The 15,719-nt window shown below is 68.8% G+C and carries 14 protein-coding genes and 5 pseudogenes; 5 read left to right on the top strand and 14 right to left on the bottom strand.

The genetic code is table 11. From position 1 onward, the window contains the following. Window positions 1-27 precede the first annotated feature (27 nt). Window positions 28-824, bottom strand: a protein-coding gene (locus ACV7NM_RS31870) for an IS5 family transposase (RefSeq protein WP_463414136.1) whose coding sequence is annotated in 2 segments (ribosomal slippage) — window positions 28-486 and window positions 489-824 — 795 coding nt in all. Because the reading frame shifts where the segments join, the coding sequence is not laid out codon by codon here. Window positions 825-1,107: 283 nt separating this feature from the next. Here ACV7NM_RS31870 and ACV7NM_RS31865 point away from each other — a divergent pair. Next, window positions 1,108-1,962, top strand: a complete 855-nt coding sequence (locus ACV7NM_RS31865) for an IS5 family transposase (protein ID WP_463413562.1) — start codon at window positions 1,108-1,110, stop codon at window positions 1,960-1,962. A gap of 37 nt (window positions 1,963-1,999) precedes the next feature. Here the strand turns inward: ACV7NM_RS31865 and ACV7NM_RS31860 are convergent, their stop codons facing one another. The 3 genes and pseudogenes from ACV7NM_RS31860 to ACV7NM_RS31850 form a co-directional block, all read right to left on the bottom strand. After that, entirely contained in the window at window positions 2,000-2,581 is a 582-nt protein-coding gene (locus ACV7NM_RS31860) for a transposase (RefSeq protein WP_463413561.1), read from the bottom strand. After that, window positions 2,578-2,742: pseudogene (locus ACV7NM_RS31855) on the bottom strand (winged helix-turn-helix domain-containing protein); the annotation flags it as partial. The gene ACV7NM_RS31860 and the pseudogene ACV7NM_RS31855, both read right to left, overlap by 4 nt. Continuing rightward, a complete protein-coding gene (locus ACV7NM_RS31850) occupies window positions 2,694-3,092 on the bottom strand; it encodes a helix-turn-helix domain-containing protein (protein WP_463413560.1) in 399 nt (132 codons plus the stop codon). The pseudogene ACV7NM_RS31855 and the gene ACV7NM_RS31850, both read right to left, overlap by 49 nt. Before the next feature lie 94 nt (window positions 3,093-3,186). On the opposite strand from ACV7NM_RS31850, the gene ACV7NM_RS31845 reads away from it, so the two are divergent. Then, entirely contained in the window at window positions 3,187-3,795 is a 609-nt protein-coding gene (locus ACV7NM_RS31845) for a hypothetical protein (protein WP_463413559.1), read from the top strand. Window positions 3,796-4,056: 261 nt separating this feature from the next. On the opposite strand, the gene ACV7NM_RS31840 is transcribed toward ACV7NM_RS31845, so the two are convergent. Beyond that, window positions 4,057-4,931 (bottom strand): IS5 family transposase gene (locus ACV7NM_RS31840; protein WP_463413558.1). Its coding sequence is split into 2 segments (ribosomal slippage): window positions 4,057-4,584 and window positions 4,587-4,931, totalling 873 coding nucleotides; the frame shifts between segments, so codons are not numbered across the junction. Window positions 4,932-5,965: 1,034 nt separating this feature from the next. Between ACV7NM_RS31840 and coaD the strand changes: the two genes are divergently transcribed. Further along, complete coding sequence (coaD, locus tag ACV7NM_RS31835) at window positions 5,966-6,280, top strand: pantetheine-phosphate adenylyltransferase (RefSeq protein WP_463413557.1); 315 nt, start codon at window positions 5,966-5,968, stop codon at window positions 6,278-6,280. Window positions 6,281-6,518: 238 nt separating this feature from the next. Here coaD and ACV7NM_RS31830 read toward each other — a convergent pair whose 3' ends face one another. The 4 genes and pseudogenes from ACV7NM_RS31830 to ACV7NM_RS31815 form a co-directional block, all read right to left on the bottom strand. Then, the gene (locus ACV7NM_RS31830; protein ID WP_463413556.1) at window positions 6,519-6,614 is read right to left on the bottom strand and encodes an ATPase; all 96 of its coding nucleotides are present in this window, start codon (window positions 6,612-6,614) and stop codon (window positions 6,519-6,521) included. Between the two features lie 23 nt (window positions 6,615-6,637). Continuing rightward, window positions 6,638-7,265 (bottom strand): annotated as a pseudogene (locus tag ACV7NM_RS31825) (restriction endonuclease). A 61-nt stretch (window positions 7,266-7,326) separates the two neighbouring features. After that, window positions 7,327-7,611, bottom strand: coding sequence for a hypothetical protein (locus ACV7NM_RS31820; protein ID WP_463413555.1), 285 nt, complete (start codon window positions 7,609-7,611; stop codon window positions 7,327-7,329). Window positions 7,612-7,913: 302 nt separating this feature from the next. Continuing rightward, a pseudogene (locus tag ACV7NM_RS31815) lies at window positions 7,914-8,893 on the bottom strand (IS5 family transposase). Between the two features lie 268 nt (window positions 8,894-9,161). Here ACV7NM_RS31815 and ACV7NM_RS31810 point away from each other — a divergent pair. After that, window positions 9,162-9,839, top strand: a pseudogene (locus ACV7NM_RS31810) (MerR family transcriptional regulator); the annotation flags it as partial. Window position 9,840: 1 nt separating this feature from the next. On the opposite strand, the pseudogene ACV7NM_RS31805 reads toward ACV7NM_RS31810, so the two are convergent. From ACV7NM_RS31805 to ACV7NM_RS31790, 4 genes and pseudogenes are all read right to left on the bottom strand, one after another. Continuing rightward, window positions 9,841-10,662 (bottom strand): annotated as a pseudogene (locus ACV7NM_RS31805) (class I SAM-dependent methyltransferase); the annotation flags it as partial. 413 nt (window positions 10,663-11,075) lie between these two features. Continuing rightward, complete coding sequence (locus tag ACV7NM_RS31800) at window positions 11,076-12,047, bottom strand: hypothetical protein (RefSeq protein WP_463413554.1); 972 nt, start codon at window positions 12,045-12,047, stop codon at window positions 11,076-11,078. Then, on the bottom strand, window positions 11,963-12,487 hold the full coding sequence (locus tag ACV7NM_RS31795; protein ID WP_463413553.1) for a hypothetical protein: 525 nt from the start codon (window positions 12,485-12,487) through the stop codon (window positions 11,963-11,965). Before ACV7NM_RS31795 ends, ACV7NM_RS31800 begins: the two co-directional genes overlap by 85 nt. 53 nt (window positions 12,488-12,540) lie before the next feature. Continuing rightward, window positions 12,541-13,332, bottom strand: coding sequence for a 2-keto-4-pentenoate hydratase (locus tag ACV7NM_RS31790; protein ID WP_463413552.1), 792 nt, complete (start codon window positions 13,330-13,332; stop codon window positions 12,541-12,543). Between the two features lie 569 nt (window positions 13,333-13,901). Between ACV7NM_RS31790 and ACV7NM_RS31785 the strand changes: the two genes are divergently transcribed. Next, window positions 13,902-14,897: a hypothetical protein gene (locus ACV7NM_RS31785; RefSeq protein ID WP_463413551.1), complete on the top strand. Its 996-nt coding sequence runs from the start codon at window positions 13,902-13,904 to the stop codon at window positions 14,895-14,897. Between the two features lie 16 nt (window positions 14,898-14,913). Here ACV7NM_RS31785 and ACV7NM_RS31780 read toward each other — a convergent pair whose 3' ends face one another. Beyond that, a complete protein-coding gene (locus tag ACV7NM_RS31780) occupies window positions 14,914-15,648 on the bottom strand; it encodes an NUDIX domain-containing protein (protein WP_463413550.1) in 735 nt (244 codons plus the stop codon). Between the last annotated feature and the right edge of the window lie 71 nt (window positions 15,649-15,719).

The following is a 15,719-nucleotide window of genomic DNA, read 5'->3' as shown; positions in this document are numbered from 1 at the left end:
ACGTGTTGCTTCCCGCCCGACGTCGTCTCATTTGGTGAGCCTTCGGTAGCAGATGAGGGTGCAGGCGATGCTGGTGAAGGCGAGGAAGTGGTCGGCTTTGCGTTCGTAGCGGCGGTGTAAGCGGCGGCAGCCGGCGAGCCAGGCCATGGTGCGTTCGATGGTCCAGCGATGTCGGCCCAGTCGCTTGGATGACTCGATGCCCTTGCGCGCGATGCGATGGGTGATGCCTCGCTGGCGTAACCATCGGCGCAGGTGGTCGTAGTCGTAGCCCTTGTCCGCATGCAGTTTGGCGGGGCGCCGTCGGCGGGGCCCGCGTCGGGAGCGGATCGGCGGGATGCCGCGGACGAGGGGTTCGAGGGCCTGGCTGTCGTGGAGGTTGGCGCCGGAGATGCCGACGGAGAGGGGCAGACCGGTCCGCTCGGTGATCAAGTGGATCTTTGAGCCCTTCTTGCCCCGGTCTACAGGATTCGGACCTGTCAGGTCCCCCCTTTCAGGGCCCGCATGTTCACCGAGTCGATCGCGCACCGGCTCCAGTCCAGGTCACCGCGCCTGCCCAGCTCGTCCAGGACCAGACGGTGGAGCTTGGCCCAAACCCGAGCCTTGGTCCACTCGGTGAACCGCCGGTGGGCTGTCGGCCCCGAAGGTCCGAACGTTGGCGGCAGCTGCCGCCAGGTGCAGCCCGACGTAGCCACGAAGATGATCGCCGCCAGAACCTCACGGTCTCCATACCGTCGACGCCCACCGCCCTGCGGCCGAGACGGAGCAGGCGGCACCACCCGTTCGAACAGATCCCACAACTCATCTGGCCCCAGACGTTCAACGATCCCCACAAGGCCAGACTATCGAATAGCCCAAATGAGACGACCTCTTAGAGGTCGTTTCCATCTGGATTGCCCGAAATTGATGTGATCCTCAAGGTGGCCGATCGCGGTGCGGTCGTGACCATGGGTGGAGTCGGTGCCTGTGGGCCGGGTGGGGTGGCGGGTGGGGCGGGATGGCTCTTGTTCTTGTCTCATCCCAGGGTGTCCGGCCCTTGGCGGCCCGCGTGCTTCCGGTGCCGCGGCCGCGCGCCTGGGCGCACTCGGTCCGCGGCGGTACGCCGGAATCATGACGACGCGACGCCCGTATCCGAGTGATCTCTCCGACGCCCGCTGGAAGTTGATCGAGCCGGTGCTGTCCGCGTGGCGCTTCGAGCGTCGTGGTCGGGCCCTGGACTTCGGCAGGCCTCCGCGGCACGACCTGCGCGAGATCATGAACGCGATCCTCTATGTGGACCGCACCGGCTGTCAGTGGGCCTACCTCCCGCATGACTTCCCGCCGCACCAGAGCGTCTACGGCTACTTCGCCAGATGGGCGGACGAGGGCGTGTTCGCCCAGCTCAACGGACTTCTCCGGCAGCTTCTCCGTGAGAAGGAAGGACGGGACGCGGAGCCCTCGGCGTGTGTGATCGACGCCCAGAGCGTCAAGACCTCCACCAGCGTCCACGCCTCCGGCCAGGGCATCGACGCGGGCAAGAAGATCGTGGGCCGCAAACGGAGCATCGTCACCGACACGCTCGGCCTTCTCCTCGCGGTGCTGGTCACCGCGGCGAGCGTGCAGGACTCCGTCGCCGGCACCCGGCTCATCGACCAGGTCGCCGCCGACCACCCCGGCATCCGCAAGGTCTGGGTGGACGGAGGCTACCGCCAGCACCTCGTCGAACACGCCGCCACCCTCGGAATCGACATGGAGATCACCGCCCGCAAGCCCGGGAGCAGAGGATTCACCCCGATCCCTAAACGTTGGGCGGTCGAGCGAACCTACGGCTGGCTCATGCTCCACCGCCGCCTGGCCCGTGACTACGAAACCCTTCCCACCCGCTCCGAAGCCGTCATCCACATCGCCATGACCGACCTCATGGCTCGCCGCCTCACCGGCGAGAACACCATCTCCTGGCGCGACACGACACACCAGACTAAATAGCCGATCCCGAGATAAAACAGCGGGATAAAACGACCTCTTACTGATCTTTTCGTAAGTTCGGTGGGTGTGGTGGCCGGATGGTCAGGCCGGTGTGGGCGAGGAATGACCATGGCAGTCGGGGGTTGGTGTTGATGTGGTGGATGCCTTGCTCGGTGGCGTCGGCGAGGTGGTCGCCGGCGAGGTTGGCGAGTTCACGCTTCTTGAGCGAGGACCACGACAGTTCCACCGGGTTCAGCTCGGGAGCGTAGGCGGGTAATTGTTCCGGGATGAGCCAGTCCTGTTCGGCGACCCAGGCCCGCATCGCCCGGCTCCAGTGGGCGGACAGGCCGTCCCAGACCAGGACCACTCGCTCGCCGCGGTAGAACACCTTGATTTGCTCCAGGACCTCGATGAGTCCGGCGGTGTCGTAGCTGCCGGGCTTGAGGTGGGAGCACAGGCGGGCCCCGCGATCGGGGTCGGTGGAGTGGTAGCCCAAGGCCGCGGCCTTCGAGGCACGCTTCCAGTTCAGGCGGTGCCGCAGGAGCGGAGTCCGTCCTCGGGGCGAGTAGGTACGGCGAGTCCGAGGGAGCGGGGAGACAGCTGATTCGTTGAGGAAGACGGTCCGGGCATGTGTGTTCACGGCCTCTTTTTGATGCGCGGCCACTCATGCGCGATCCATCGGGCGGTCTCCGATTCGTCCCGCTCGACCGCCCGCCGCTCGGGCCGTTGCAGGCTCCATCCGAGCCGGCCGGTCAGCAGCCGCCAAACCGACGCCCTCGACAACACCACCCCCGTTGTCCGGGTGACGACCGCGCCGACTCATTCCAGGGTCCACAGGTCGGCTTCGAAACCATGAGCCTGGGCACCCCGCTCCAACGCCGCCCGGACCATCTCGACCTGGGTGTCGTCCAGCTTCGGTGGACGTCCGGTGGCTGCCCTCGCCGCAAGGCCGAAGCACCGCCTTGCTCCCACACCCGCCGCCAACGCCGCACACTCTCGGCACACACCCCCACCGCCCTCGCGATCTCCGCATTCGAGGCGCCGTCCTCGAACAACTCGACTGCCTGAACACGACGCGCCTCCGCCAACTGAGGCCGCGACAAAGGAGGAAGGGAGGAGCCGGCAACCGAAGAAGAAGGTTGATAAGCCACGCCGACAGCCTCCCACCCACACGGCCACCACACCCACCGAACTTACGAAAAGATCAGTAGAGTGACGCGCAGACCCGTGAACAGGAGACCCCCCATGGACCTGAATTCCCGCACCGGAGGCGCTCCCCGCGGCGTGACTGGTGCACCGGCCCGGCGGAACGCCGGAGCGGGCCGCGGCCCGCTGATCGGGGCGGTCTTCGGAGGGGTGTGGTTCCTCATAGGCCTCGGCGGGCTGCACGGCGGCCCCCGCAGAGCCGCGGCCGCGACGGGGGCCGTGCTCGCCGTCGCCGTGACCTTCGCCGTACTGCGCGCCCGCCGCAGGCCCGTCCCCCCTGCGGTTGGTGCCCCGCAGCCGCGCGGGCGCGCGTTCGTCCGGCTGATCGTGATCCAGGCCGTAGTGCTCGGCGTGGGGGCCGGGCTGATAAACAGTCGGCTCGACAAGCCCCAACTGGCCTTCTGCTGGGCGGCCCTCGTCGTCGGCGGTCACTTCTTCCCACTGGCCCGCGTGCTGGGCGCCCCCCTTCTGCGCGTGCTGGGCGCGGTGATGGTCGCGGTGGTTGCCGCGACCACCGTCGTGGCCCTGGCAGCCCCGGACACGACGCCGTGGATCTGGCAGGCTCTGCCCGGCCTCGGTTGTGCGGGCGCGCTGTGGGCAGCCGTCCTGGCCACGGGCCTGCGGGCACCGGCCGGCCGGCAGGGGTGACCACCCGCCCCCGCTGGACGCACTCGCCTGCGATGACACTTGTCACGCACTCCGTGACGACGTCATCTGGATCTGTCCATCCGGCCGACGGTGGCCGCCCCGCGCACCCCTCATGACGAGGCTGCTGCAGCCCCGGCGTGATACCAGGCACCAGGGCCAGCCGGAGCCCGGGGGAAGACGCCGTTGCCCAGAACGCTGAGGCGTCCCGGGCAACGGCGCGAGCAGCAGCGGAGGTGCTAGGGTCTGTTGCGAAAGTGCTGGTCAGAGCCATTCGTTGATGGCTGCGATCAGCACGGTGGCTTCGTAGCGGACGGCGAGTTTGTCGTACCTGGTGGCGACGGCCCGGTGGCGCTTGAGGCGGTTGATGCCGCACTCGACGGCGTGGCGTTGTTTGTAGTCGTCTTTGTCGAATGCCGGGGGCCGGCCGCCGCGGGAGCCGAGTTTCTTGCGGTTGCGGATCTGGTCGGCCTTCTCGGGGATCGTGCACCCGATCCGGCGTTTACGCAGGTAGGAGCGGTTGGCCCGGGATCCGTATGCTTTGTCTGCACGGACTCGGGCGGGTCTGGTGCGAGGCCTGCCAGGGCCGGGCCGGGCGACCCGGACCTTCTCCAGGACGGGCTGGAAGTACGGGCTGTCGTGCCGGTGGCCGGCCGTGACCAGCAGGGACATGGGCTTTTGTCCCTGCTCGGTGGCAAGGTGGATTTTCGTGGTCAGACCGCCGCGGGAGCGTCCGAGACCGTGGTCGTCGGGCTCGGTGACGAGGCCGCCGGGAGGCTCCCTCTGGAGATCCCCTTTTTGCGGGCGCCTGCCGCGTGCTGATGCGCGCGGCAGACGGTGGAGTCGACGCTGAGGTCCCAGGTGATCAGACCTTTCGCGTCGGCATCGGTCTGGAGCCGCTCGAATATCCGCTGCCATGTGCCGTCGCGCTGCCACCGGCGGAACAGGTCGTAGACCCGGTCCCACGGCCCGTACCGTTCCGGGACGTCCCGCCACGGAGTGCCGGCCCGGGTTCGCCACCGTATGCCGTCTATCAACTGCCGCCGGCTCCATACCCGCGGCCGCCCCGGCTTGCCGCCGACCGGCAACAGCGGCTCCAGTCTCGCCCACTGTGCATCTGTCAGATCTCCACGCACCACACCATGATCATCACCGACCAAGATCCACTTTCGCAACAGACCCTAGATCACGGGGTCCGAGTCGGAACGGGCCAGGAAACCGGTGTTGCTGTCAGAATCTTGGCAGCTCCGCGCCCGAAGCGGTGGACCGCAGGTGGCCTGGGAGCATCCCGGCCCGGCAAAAGGAACGCGTCACGTTGACCTGGCGGGTGCCGGTTCAAGATGCGCGGAACGGTCAAGCACGCGCCGGTGGTCTCGACGCTGGACACCGCCTCGGACCCGCTGCGGGCGACCGTGACGGACTGCGCCGACACCGGCGAGGCTGACGGGTCCCTGGTGCCGTACTCGGGCTCGCGTGTTTGTGACAGGTTGTGGCTCCACTCCGACACTGGAAGTGGCTCCACTTGGGGTGTGACGGGGCCCGGGTGAGGGGCGTCAACCTGGCTCCGGCAAGTTGTTTTGGCTCCGCCCCGTTCGGGGGGTTCTCTGGCCGTGGAGGGGGGCCAGGACGGTAGCGTGAAACGCATCGGATCCGGACCGGACGGAGGGCCCCGACAGGCTCGACAGACCGCAGGATCTCAACCCGCGTTCGATCCGGTACCGTCGGATTCTCCGATCCGCGGTGGACGACGGATGCGGGTATTGGCTCGGACGGCGGAGAACGTCCGGGCTGAGCAAAGTTGTGGCCGACAGCTCTCGTAGAGCTGTCGGCCACAGCGCGTCTGGCAGTGTCCGACCAGTCACGGCGTATCAGCAGCCGTCCCTCCTCGGAACAGCGGCGACCGTCAGAGGTGCGCAATACGGTCCTGCCATGGCAGCCAGAATCGATCTGACCCTCGATTGCGCAGACGCGAAGCTCCTCCCGACGAGGAGTGGCTCGCGGGTTCGACCTTCCGGACGACGATTCCGCGGACGACGGCGCGTGGCATTGCGATCCCGACGACGCCGGCCCCCGGCTCTGCATCCTCAAGGTCCCCGAGCCGAAGACCGCGAAGAACCGACTTCATATCGACGTCCGGGTGCCGGGACACGGCCGCTTGTTACTCTCTCCAATCATGCGAGCCCTCTTCCCAGGATCCTTCGACCCAGTCACTCAAGGGCACAAGGACGTACTCCGGCGCGCTGCCCTCCTGTTCGACGAGGTGGTCGTGTGCGTGATGTTCAATTCGACCAAGACCGGCCGCCTCCCCATCACGGAACGGCTGGACCGGCTCCGCGCGGCAGCAACTGACCTGAGCAACGTCACGGTCGACTCCCACACCGGCGGCCTGCTGGTCGACTACTGCCGCCGAGTCGGAATCAACGTCGTCATCCGCGGAGTCCGCGGCGTTGCCGACCTGGACTACGAAATGCCGATGGCCCCCGAGTGATGATTTGAGCGAGCTTCTTCCAGTAGGTGAGGGCGGCCGCGAGGGTGGGCCGGCCCGGAGGGCAATGAGTTCTGCGTTGCCGCCGCCTCGGCTTGACGCTGACCGGCTGCGGGATCACCCCTCCGCCGACTGGCACGGTTTCTCATCGCCCAGGAGCCGACTCTGAGCGGCCAAGGGCGGCCGGACCCTTTGCTCACTTGCTGGCCGCCCTGGCTGATCTTCGCTTGCCCTTCGCTGATCAGGTCCTGCGGCGCCGCTTCTCCTGCGTCTTGGCCAGCCGGAAGCTGTCAGTGCCGGTCTCGATGATGTGCGCGTTGAACGTGACCCGGTCCACGATCGTCGACGCGTAAAACGAGCTCAGGACAGTGAGGTGGGTTTACGGGGTGGGGGTACGGCTCGTAGGAGTTCCCATAGAGGGCGGGAGCCGGCGGCCCATTGGGCCAGGAGGTGGCGGTCGACCAAGTGCAGGCGTTGGGACTTGGCGAAGTCGGCGGCGTTGGCGGTGATTGGTGAGCATGACCAGGACGTCGCCGCCGTGGACCTGTCGGCCGGTGCCGTTGAGGACGTGGAGGTCGGGGGTGCCGACGGGCTTCCCGGACCAGCCGGCCTTGCGGTGCTTGCACTGGATGACCCAGCGCCGACCGTAGGGGTCGGTCGCTTTGACGTCGGCTCCATTGTCACCGCCCCCTCCGACTTGCTGGGCGTCGGTGCAGCCGTCGCGGTGCATCAGGTCCCGCATGGCGAACTCGAACTGCCGGTGGTGGAGATGGTCGAGCTGCTCGACCGCGTAGCGCAGGCCTTGGGAGCGGACCCGATCCCAATGGGCGGCTTCCTTCCGCCGCCACGCCCACGCCGCGCCGGCGACCGCGGTTGTCAGGATCGTGAGCATCATCATCCCCGGATGTTCGGCGAGCCAGCGCAGCACCCCCACCACAAAGCTCAGCGCCACCGCACCCACCAGAATGCTCAGCCCGAGTTTCTCCAGGTCCGAGTTTTTGCGCCGGCGGGGGCTCCGGCCGCGGCCAGAACGCCGTGCGGGCGCCGGCTCACTGGCCGCTGCCGGAGCTGGGGAAGACGATCGGGTAGGAGACCGTCGGCGTCGGAACGACGACCGGCTTGTCCCAGCCGGGCCACTTGATCGGATACACCGTCGACTGCGGCCCCGGCACCTGCTCCACCGGCGCGGCACCGCCCATCGGCTTGCTACCGAAGATGAAGATCACCAGCCCGAACATGACGAGCAGACCGACCTGCTTGCTTGAACCGGCCGGGTTCCGCCAGTGCGCCCGGACGATCGAACCGTTGCGTAAGTGCTCCCGAACAGACGGCATTCAGGTATCCCCTCCCAGTCAGGCTGCGCCCCCCGCGCAGCAGCCCAATGAAAGCACTTGGCACTGACATCACGTCAGTGTTCGGTGACCTTGGGTGATCACCTTCAGGCTGCGGTCGAGCGCCAGCTCTGGTGCACAGCGGAACCGACCCGGCAGCATCACAGCCCGCGCGCAGGGGGGATGGGCGGGCGGATGGCCTCGTCGATGGATCGGTGTCTGCACGGGTCGGAGACGAATGAGCCAGTCCTCGGACCGAAGCCGGGGCACGTTCACGTCGAGCTAGGGCCTGTGTGATGTCGCGATCATTCGGTGGTCTTCACCAGGTCGTCGATCCAGATCATTGCGGCGCGGAGGTGGAGGCCGGCGAGGTAGCTTTCGGGTGACTTGTCGTAGCGGGTGGCGATCCCTCGCCAGGCCTTCAGCTTGTTGATCAGGCGCTCGACGGTGTTGCGTTCCTTGTAGAGGTCGGTGTCGTGGCTGACGGGTCTGCCGCCTCGTGCGCCCTTCTTCTTCCGGTTGGCGGCCTGGTCCTTCTTCTCCGGGATGACGGCCTTGATTCCGCGTTTGCGCAGGTAGGCGCGGTTGCCGCGGGATGAGTAGGCCTTGTCTGCGGCGACCGCGCCGGGCTTGGTGCGGGGACGGCCGACGGGCAGGCGGACTCTCACCCTCGCGAGCACGGGGATGAACTGCGGGCTGTCCCCGGCCTGCCCGGCGGTCAGCACCATTGAAAGCGGACGGCACCTGCGGTCCGCAGCGAGGTGAATCTTGCTGGTCAGGCCGCCCCGGGACCTGCCGAGGAGGGCTTCCTTCAGGCGGAGCTTGCGTCTGCGGCGGATGCGGCGACGCTCGGCCTGTCCGTTCTGTTCCTCCGGTCCGCCCCCTTTTGCCGGGCCGCTTCCTGTTCCTGTGCGGCTTCTTCCAGGGCCTCCATGAGGTGCTTGCTGACACGCATCCCCGCGGCGTCGTGGTGGGCACGGACCGTTGTGGAATCCACGCTGACCAGCGACAAGTCCGTTCTTCCCACGCGGGCTGCCTCGGCGATCAGGCCTTCCAAGAGGGCGGTGAAGACACCGGCGTCCCGCCAGACGCGGAAGCGTCCGTAGACCGTGGCCCACGGGCCGAACTCGGCAGGCATCTCCCGCCACTGAGCACTGGAGCGGAACCGCCAGATCACACCCTCGAACTGCTCCCGCAACCGCTCCGGATACGGGCCGTACCTACCGATCGGCAGATACGGCTCGATGAACTTCCACTGGGCATTGGTGAGTTGCCTGCGTGTCACAACCACAGTCGTACCGGATTCCACCTCGCGACGAGGACAGAACCCAGAAACTGATCACGACATCACACAGGCCCTAGTACTGCAACGGTCTTTTTTTGATGGTTTGTTGGCTTCTGGTGGTGTGTGGCCGCGTCGTTTGTAGTGGCTGGTGCGGGCTTGGTGTTGTCGTTTGCGCCGCCAGTATGACCAGTGCAGGACGTGGTCAGTGCTCGGACGAGGTCGGGTGAGTCGGCTGATCAGGCGTCGGAGTTCGGGGAGGGTGAGGGGTATGAGCTGGGAGCTGCATCACTATGACGAGATCAGGCTCGTTCGGCCGTCGGCGCGGACCGCGGCCGGGTACCGGGCTTATTCGGCGGGCGACGTGGAGCGGCTGCGTGAAGTGCTGGCCTATCGGCGGTTGGGCTTCGGGCTGCGGGAGGTTGCGGAACTGGTCGGTGACCCGTCCACGGACGCGGTCGCGCACCTGCGCCGACTGCGCGGCCTGCTGCTGGCGCGGCGTGATCGCGCTGACGCCATGGTGGCGGCCATCGACAGGGAAATTGAGACACGGGCGAAGGGACTGAGAGTGACACCAGAGGAGCAACTGGGAATGCTCGGTGCACGGCTGTACGACGCGATCGGCGGCGCTTACACCGCGACACGGCGTACCGAGCCGCGGATCGCCGCGCAGATCTGGGACGCGCTCGGGGACGCGCAGACGGTGCTGAACGTCGGGGCCGGCACCGGCTCCTACGAGCCTGCTGATCGCGACGTGACCGCGGTGGAGCCATCGGCGGTCATGCGGGGGCAGCGGCCTGCCGGCTCGGCGCCATGCGTGGCCGCCGCCGCGGAGAGCCTGCCGTTCGAGGACCAGTCCTTCGACGTCGCGATGGCTGTCTCCACCGTTCACCACTGGGGGGACCCGATAGCGGGGCTGCGCGAGATGCGGCGCGTGGCACGCCGCGTGCCCGGTTACCGCGCGGCTTGGCGATGGTCCGGAGAACGTCGGCCTGGCTCAGGACGAGCTGTCGCACCGGCTCGGGCAGCGCGGCCATACGCTCCTCCGTTCTGGTCAGGTCGAGGCAAGCAGCGATTTCCCAGTCGCCGTCCTGAAGCTCTTCCGTATCGACCGACCTGCTGCCGTGGGCCGTCCAGCCGGCCTCAGGCAGGAGCCGCAGCAGCCTCTCACGGGAGAAAGGCGTGCGGACGTTGCCCTGGCCATGTGATCCTGCGGCCTCGGTCTGCCCCTGGATCAGCACGGCGAGGAGGTGCGCCAGCTGGTCGCCGGATGCAGGCGTCAAGTCCCACTCGGTGAACCACAGTCGCCGCGCCCACGGCCGTACCCGGGCCAGTGTGTCTCGCAGTTGTCCGAGCGATGTGAAGTACCAGGAGCAATGTGCAAGCACCACGTGGTCAAAGGTACTTTCGGGGAAGTCGACTGATGGGTCCAGGACGTCGGTGCCCAAGCGGAAATCGATGCGCGGCCCGAGAGGGCCCGCCGTGAGTCGAGCTGTCGATTCTCCGAGCGTGGCCGGCGACCCGTAGGAGGGTTCGGCCACATCGACGGCCACCACGCGCCCTTTGGGGCCAACCGCCTCAGCGAGAACCGCGGTCATGTCGCCCTGGCCGCAGCCCAGCTCGAGGACAGTAGAGCCTGGCGCGATGTGCCAGCTAGCCACGAGCGTGGCGCGGTGGCGAGTCTGGGACAGCTGGATGTCCGGGCTGTGATCGGCGGCGGCCATGCCGGCTGCGAGCGATAGAGCCTTGGCGCGGAGATCAGAGTGATTCACAAAGTCCTTGGTGTACTCGACGGGTCGGTGCGGGCCGATGGTATGAGACACCCGGACAGCGGCGCCTCCGACTTCCTGGGCATGCTGTGATGCCGCCGCCTGCGCAGATTAGAAACACGCACCAACAGCCCGTCGTCGCCATCCGCCGCCCGGCCAGGAATGTGCAGCGGATGCCGCCGCCGGGGTGCCACTCCATCACGGGCGAGGCCTGCGTCCCTTGCTCTTGGCACCAGTTGACCGGGACGACGCCGCCGCAGTCGTGCCGCGTACACGCGCACGCCTCCCCCGGGGGCCCGCGTACGCCACCCCGTGGCGTTCCACACCGCCCGAGCCCACCATGGCGGCGCCCCGCAGACCGGCCGGCCACGCCAGCGTCACCCGCAGACCACCCGAACCCGACCGGAACCGGTCGATCACCCGCACCTCCCCCGGCACCGCCAACGGGCCGGTACCGGGCGCGCGGTCAGCCTGTGCACGGATGCCCCGAACGCCCCGGCCGCCAGTTCGGCCAGAGCGTCGGCGTCGTCGTCGGTGGACCAGCCGGACAACACGTCCTCCCCCTTGGCGTTGTCGGCCAGGGTCAGGTGTGGGTCATCGAGCCGGAACCGGTGCGTGGCGCCGTTGGGGCCGGCCAGCACCAGTGAGGCGACCGTGGGCCCCGTGGGGATTCCGATCTTGTCGTGGGCCAGCAGCCAGGCGACCACCGCGTGGCAGTCGAACTGTGGGTGCACGTCCGTGCCGGCCACGGGTTCGGGGAAGTCGGGGTGGCGGCGGCGCCAGTTCACCACCGCCGCCCGGCCCACCCCGGCGATCCGCGCCACCCCCGCCAACAACACCCGATCACCGGCCGGGGAGACCGGCTCAAGGGCGGCAAGCGGGGAACGCCGGCCCGCCGCCACGGTGCGCACCGCCCGCCAATCCACCGAGGGCCGCACCACCTCCAACAGCGCGATATCGCGGGCGTCGTACAGGGGGATCGTGGTCACCCCGCCGTGGTGCTTGTAGTCGACATCCACCGAACCGACCGGGGACACCCAACCCAAGCGCACCACGTGATCAAAGTCCGCTCGGCGCACCCCGAGGCGTACCGCAGCCTGGTCCGGACCGAGCGGCACATGCCGGTCGAGCAAGGCGGGGAGGTCGCGGCGGCGTGCCAGGGCGGCCACCTGGTCGGGGTGGACGTCGGGGAACTCGACGTCCCCGCCGAGGTAGACCAGCAGGCCCGCTTTGACGAGGCGGCCGATCGCCGAGGCGGTCACCCTCGGCCGGAGAATCGGCAGCGGCACTCCCAAGGCCTCGGTCAGCCGGTCCGCCGCCATGGCGGCACCGATCGGGCCGCGCAGCGCCGCACGCACCACCTCCGGATCGGCGCCCTCCACCACCACCCGCGACCACAACCCCGGGCCGGCATCCGCCGGCGGGACCAGACCGCTCCCGGCCGTGCACCGGCAGTCCAGTCAGTGCGGTAATGACGACGGCGCGCGCCGGGATCGGCGGCCACGATGACCGTCCCGAGCCGGGTGGGCGTCAGGTCGATCAGGGTGGTGCCGGTCGGCCGCAGTGCCGCCCAGTGATCGACGTGGCTGTCGGCGTTGGTGGCATCGAAGACCACGTCGAAGGGGCCGGCCTCCACCACTGCGCCCACTCCCCCGGCGGTGATCCGATGTCCCATCTGAGCTGCTCGGCGCAGACCCAGGCTGTCGCGGTCCCGGCCTGCCACCAGAGCCAGCTCCAGCTTCGAGGAACGGGTGATCTTGTCAGTGAGGTCGATCCCGATCAGGCCCGCGCCCAGTACGGCGACGCGCCTTCGTTGTTCAGCAGCCATCGGCCGCTCCTTCGGTCAAAGGGGAGGATGCTGCGGCGGGTTGCGGGTCCGGGCTAGCGGACGTGCAGCTCGACCGGCGGCAGGTGCGGCGCGTGGGCCCGGATCGTGGTCTTGGCCTCCAGCGGGAGGCTCGCGTGCACGGCCCCGGCCAGGACCAGCTGCCCGGCCCGCAGGTGGTCGCCGAAGCGGTGCAGCCGCTCGGCGAGCCAGACAACGGCGCGCAGGGGGTCACCGAGGACGGCGCGGCCCTCCCCCGTGGCGACGGCGGTCCCGTTGACGCTGATGACGAGCGGTTCTGCGGCGAGGTCCAGGTTCGGGTCCAGAGGGACCATGGGGCCGGTGACCGCCCGTGCGCAGGAGGCGTTGTCGGCGATGCTGTCCGCGATGGTGATCTGCCAGCCGTTGTACCGGGTGCCGATCACCTCCAGGGCGAGGAACACCTCTGTCACCGCAGCCCGTGCCTCCTCCAGGCCGAGGTCCGGCCCCGTCAGGTCTCGGCCGAGCCGGAAGGCGATTTCCCCCTCTACTCGCGGCTGCATCAGCGCGGACCGGGCGAGGGTGCTGCCGGTGGTGAGCAGCATCTCGTCCAGGAGGACGCCGGAGTCCGGCTCGTCGACGCCCATCTGTTCCTGGATGGCCTGGGAGGTCGCGCCGGCCTTGTGCCCGACGACGCGGGCCCCGCCCGCGATCCGCCGCCGCACTGTGGCGGCCTGGACGCGGTAGGCGTTCTCCACCGGCAGGCCAGGCCGGGCCCTGGTCAGCGCCTCGATCGGCACCCCTTCGTGCTCCGCCGCCAGCAGCACCTGCGCGGTGGCGGCGACCCAGCGGTCCTCGCGCTCATCCATGGAGGGTCCTCCCAGGGCATGGGGTATCCAGTCATCTGATTCTCGGACGTGGGAACCGGAGCGGATCGGGGGCGGCGCTGGTGTGGCCGGCCGCCGGGCTCGGGCCTGATGAAAAGTCAACCTCGGGGCGGTGCGCAGCGGTACGGTGGCGGGCAGGCCAAGCGGTATATAGGTATATACGGGGCAGGTGCTCATGACCGCGCGCACACCGAACATCCAGCTCAAAGCCCTTGTCGCCGAAACCGGCCTCACCTACGAGGCGCTGGCCAAGGCCGTCTGCACCGTGGCGGCGCAATGCGGCGGACGGTTACACACGAACAAGTCAAACGTCGAGCACTGGATCGGCGGCTCCTCACCGCGCGGGGACACCCCCCGCTTCCTCGCGGTCGCCCTCTCCCGGCGCCTGGGCCGCCTCCTGACCCCAGCCGACCTCGGACTGCCCTCCACAGCCGAAGCCGAAAGTGACACCATCGGACTGTCCCTCGGGGCCGACCCGCTGGATGCCCTGCTGCCCATGTGGAGGTACGAATTGGACCGCCGCCGCTTCTTGACGGTCTCCGCCTACTCCGTTGCCGCCGCCGCCCTACCCCCTCCACCACGTCCAGGACATCGCGGCCCGCACCGCCGCCGCCCGCACCGGCCACACCGTCGGCATGGCCGAGGTCGCCGCCGTCCGCGACATGATCAATGCGTTCTCCGAAATGGACGAACGCCACGGTGGACAACACGGCCGCAGCGCCCTGGTCACCTACCTCCGCGACGACGTGGCCCCGCTGTGCCGGGCCACCTTCCGCACCGACGAAGTCCGCCAGCAAATGCTGTCCGCCGCCAGCCGCGGCGTGCACCTCCTCGGGTGGAAGAGCTACGACGCTGGCCAGCAAGGCCTCGCCCAGCGCTACTACCTCCAGTCCTACGCCCTGGCCACCGAATCCGGCCTGCGCGGCTACGACGGGTTCGTGATGCGGACCGTGGCCATGCAGGGCATCAAGCTCCACCGCCCCGAGCACTGCCTGGGGCTGGCCGAGACCGGGCTGAACCGGGCCAAGGGTCACGTCGACGCCCAGACCGAAGCCCTCTTCCGCGTCGTCCACGCCCACACCCTGGCCAAGAGCGGAAAACACCGTGCCGCCCTGGCCGCCGCCCAGGCACGCACCCTCCTGACCAGTGCACCCGGCGACGACGAGCCGTTCTGGGCCTTGGCATGGGGGCAGCCCGCCGCCTCCGTGTACTCCCGCACCGCCAAGGTCCACGAGACAATCGGGGACCACCGCGCCGCAGCCGAGCAGTACGCACTGGCCGCAACAGCCCGGCCCGCCGACACCTACGCCCGGATCGTCGCCCTGGACCTCGTCGCGGGTGCCGAGATGCACCTCAAGCGCGGCAGCATCGAGCAGGCCTGTGCCACCTGGCACCGGGCGATCGACCACATGGACGGCGTCCGCTCCGTACGAACCCGAAAGGCTGTCTCCCGCATGCGGGGTGACCTGGCGCGCTTCCGGGCCCGTGGGCTGCGTTGCGTATCGGAACTCGACGAACGCGGACGCGAATTTCTCGCAGCCGCCTGAGCGGTGCCGCCAAGCGTCACCGGCCGGCGGCGTAGCGGCGGACGATCGGCGCCAGGTAGTCCGCATGCGGTCCGTCCAGCCCGAGGAGTTCCTCCGGAGAGGAAATGAACGCGATGTCGTCGAGTTCGGGCTCCCGCCCCCGGGCCTGCTCGGCGGCCGCGGTGTCCGCGAAGGCCGCGCGCACCTCACCTTCGGAAAGGGCCGGGGCTAGGTAGGTCAGGCCGATGCTGCCGTTCTCGCCGCGGGTTGCGACCCACAGCTTCAGTGTCCCGGCGGGCGGGTTGATCCCCAGCTCCTCGGACAGTTCCCGCGTGGCTTGACTGGCCAGGCCCGGCTGATCAAGCCCTTCGCCAACTCGGGGTGGCTCGACGGAACCCCCCGGCAGCTGCCAGCGGCCCGACGCCGCCGTGGACGACGACATCCTGGCTACGACCATCCGGCCGTCATCGGCTGGCTGAACCACGTTCACAAACAGCGAGGGCAGCGCGGTGGCGCCGGGTACCCGGCGAAGGGCGTAGTGCCGGTAGGTCACCCGTACCCAGGAGAGGCACAGGGTCGACGGATCCTTCAGCTCCAGACCACTACAGGCAACCGCGGGCCCGTCGAAAAGGGTCGGGTTCGCCTGCACCGCCTTCACCCACACACGGTCTCTGGCCGACGCGTCCGCAGCTGAGAGCGGTGGCTCCGGCTGCTCTTCGAGTACGAGCCGGTCAGCGTTGAAGAGGTCCACCTGGGGCAGCGTCTCAGTCACCGGCCCATCGTAGGGTGGCACAGGCCGAGGTCTGCACGACGTTGAATACGTCTACGGGTTCCGGTGTACGT

It is taken from the genome of Streptomyces sp. Tek67B01 (assembly GCF_055231995.1).
This window is presented reverse-complemented; position numbering and strand designations above follow the sequence as displayed.

Bases quoted from the DNA above. Each gene is read 5' to 3' on its own strand.
- ACV7NM_RS31865 (WP_463413562.1), top strand. From the start codon at position 1,108: ATGACGACGCGACGCCCGTATCCGAGTGATCTCTCCGACGCCCGCTGG.
- ACV7NM_RS31845 (WP_463413559.1), top strand. From the start codon at position 3,187: ATGGACCTGAATTCCCGCACCGGAGGCGCTCCCCGCGGCGTGACTGGT.
- coaD (WP_463413557.1), top strand. From the start codon at position 5,966: ATGCGAGCCCTCTTCCCAGGATCCTTCGACCCAGTCACTCAAGGGCAC.
- ACV7NM_RS31820 (WP_463413555.1), bottom strand. From the start codon at position 7,611: ATGCCGTCTGTTCGGGAGCACTTACGCAACGGTTCGATCGTCCGGGCG.
- ACV7NM_RS31795 (WP_463413553.1), bottom strand. From the start codon at position 12,487: ATGGCTGCTGAACAACGAAGGCGCGTCGCCGTACTGGGCGCGGGCCTG.
- ACV7NM_RS31790 (WP_463413552.1), bottom strand. From the start codon at position 13,332: ATGGATGAGCGCGAGGACCGCTGGGTCGCCGCCACCGCGCAGGTGCTG.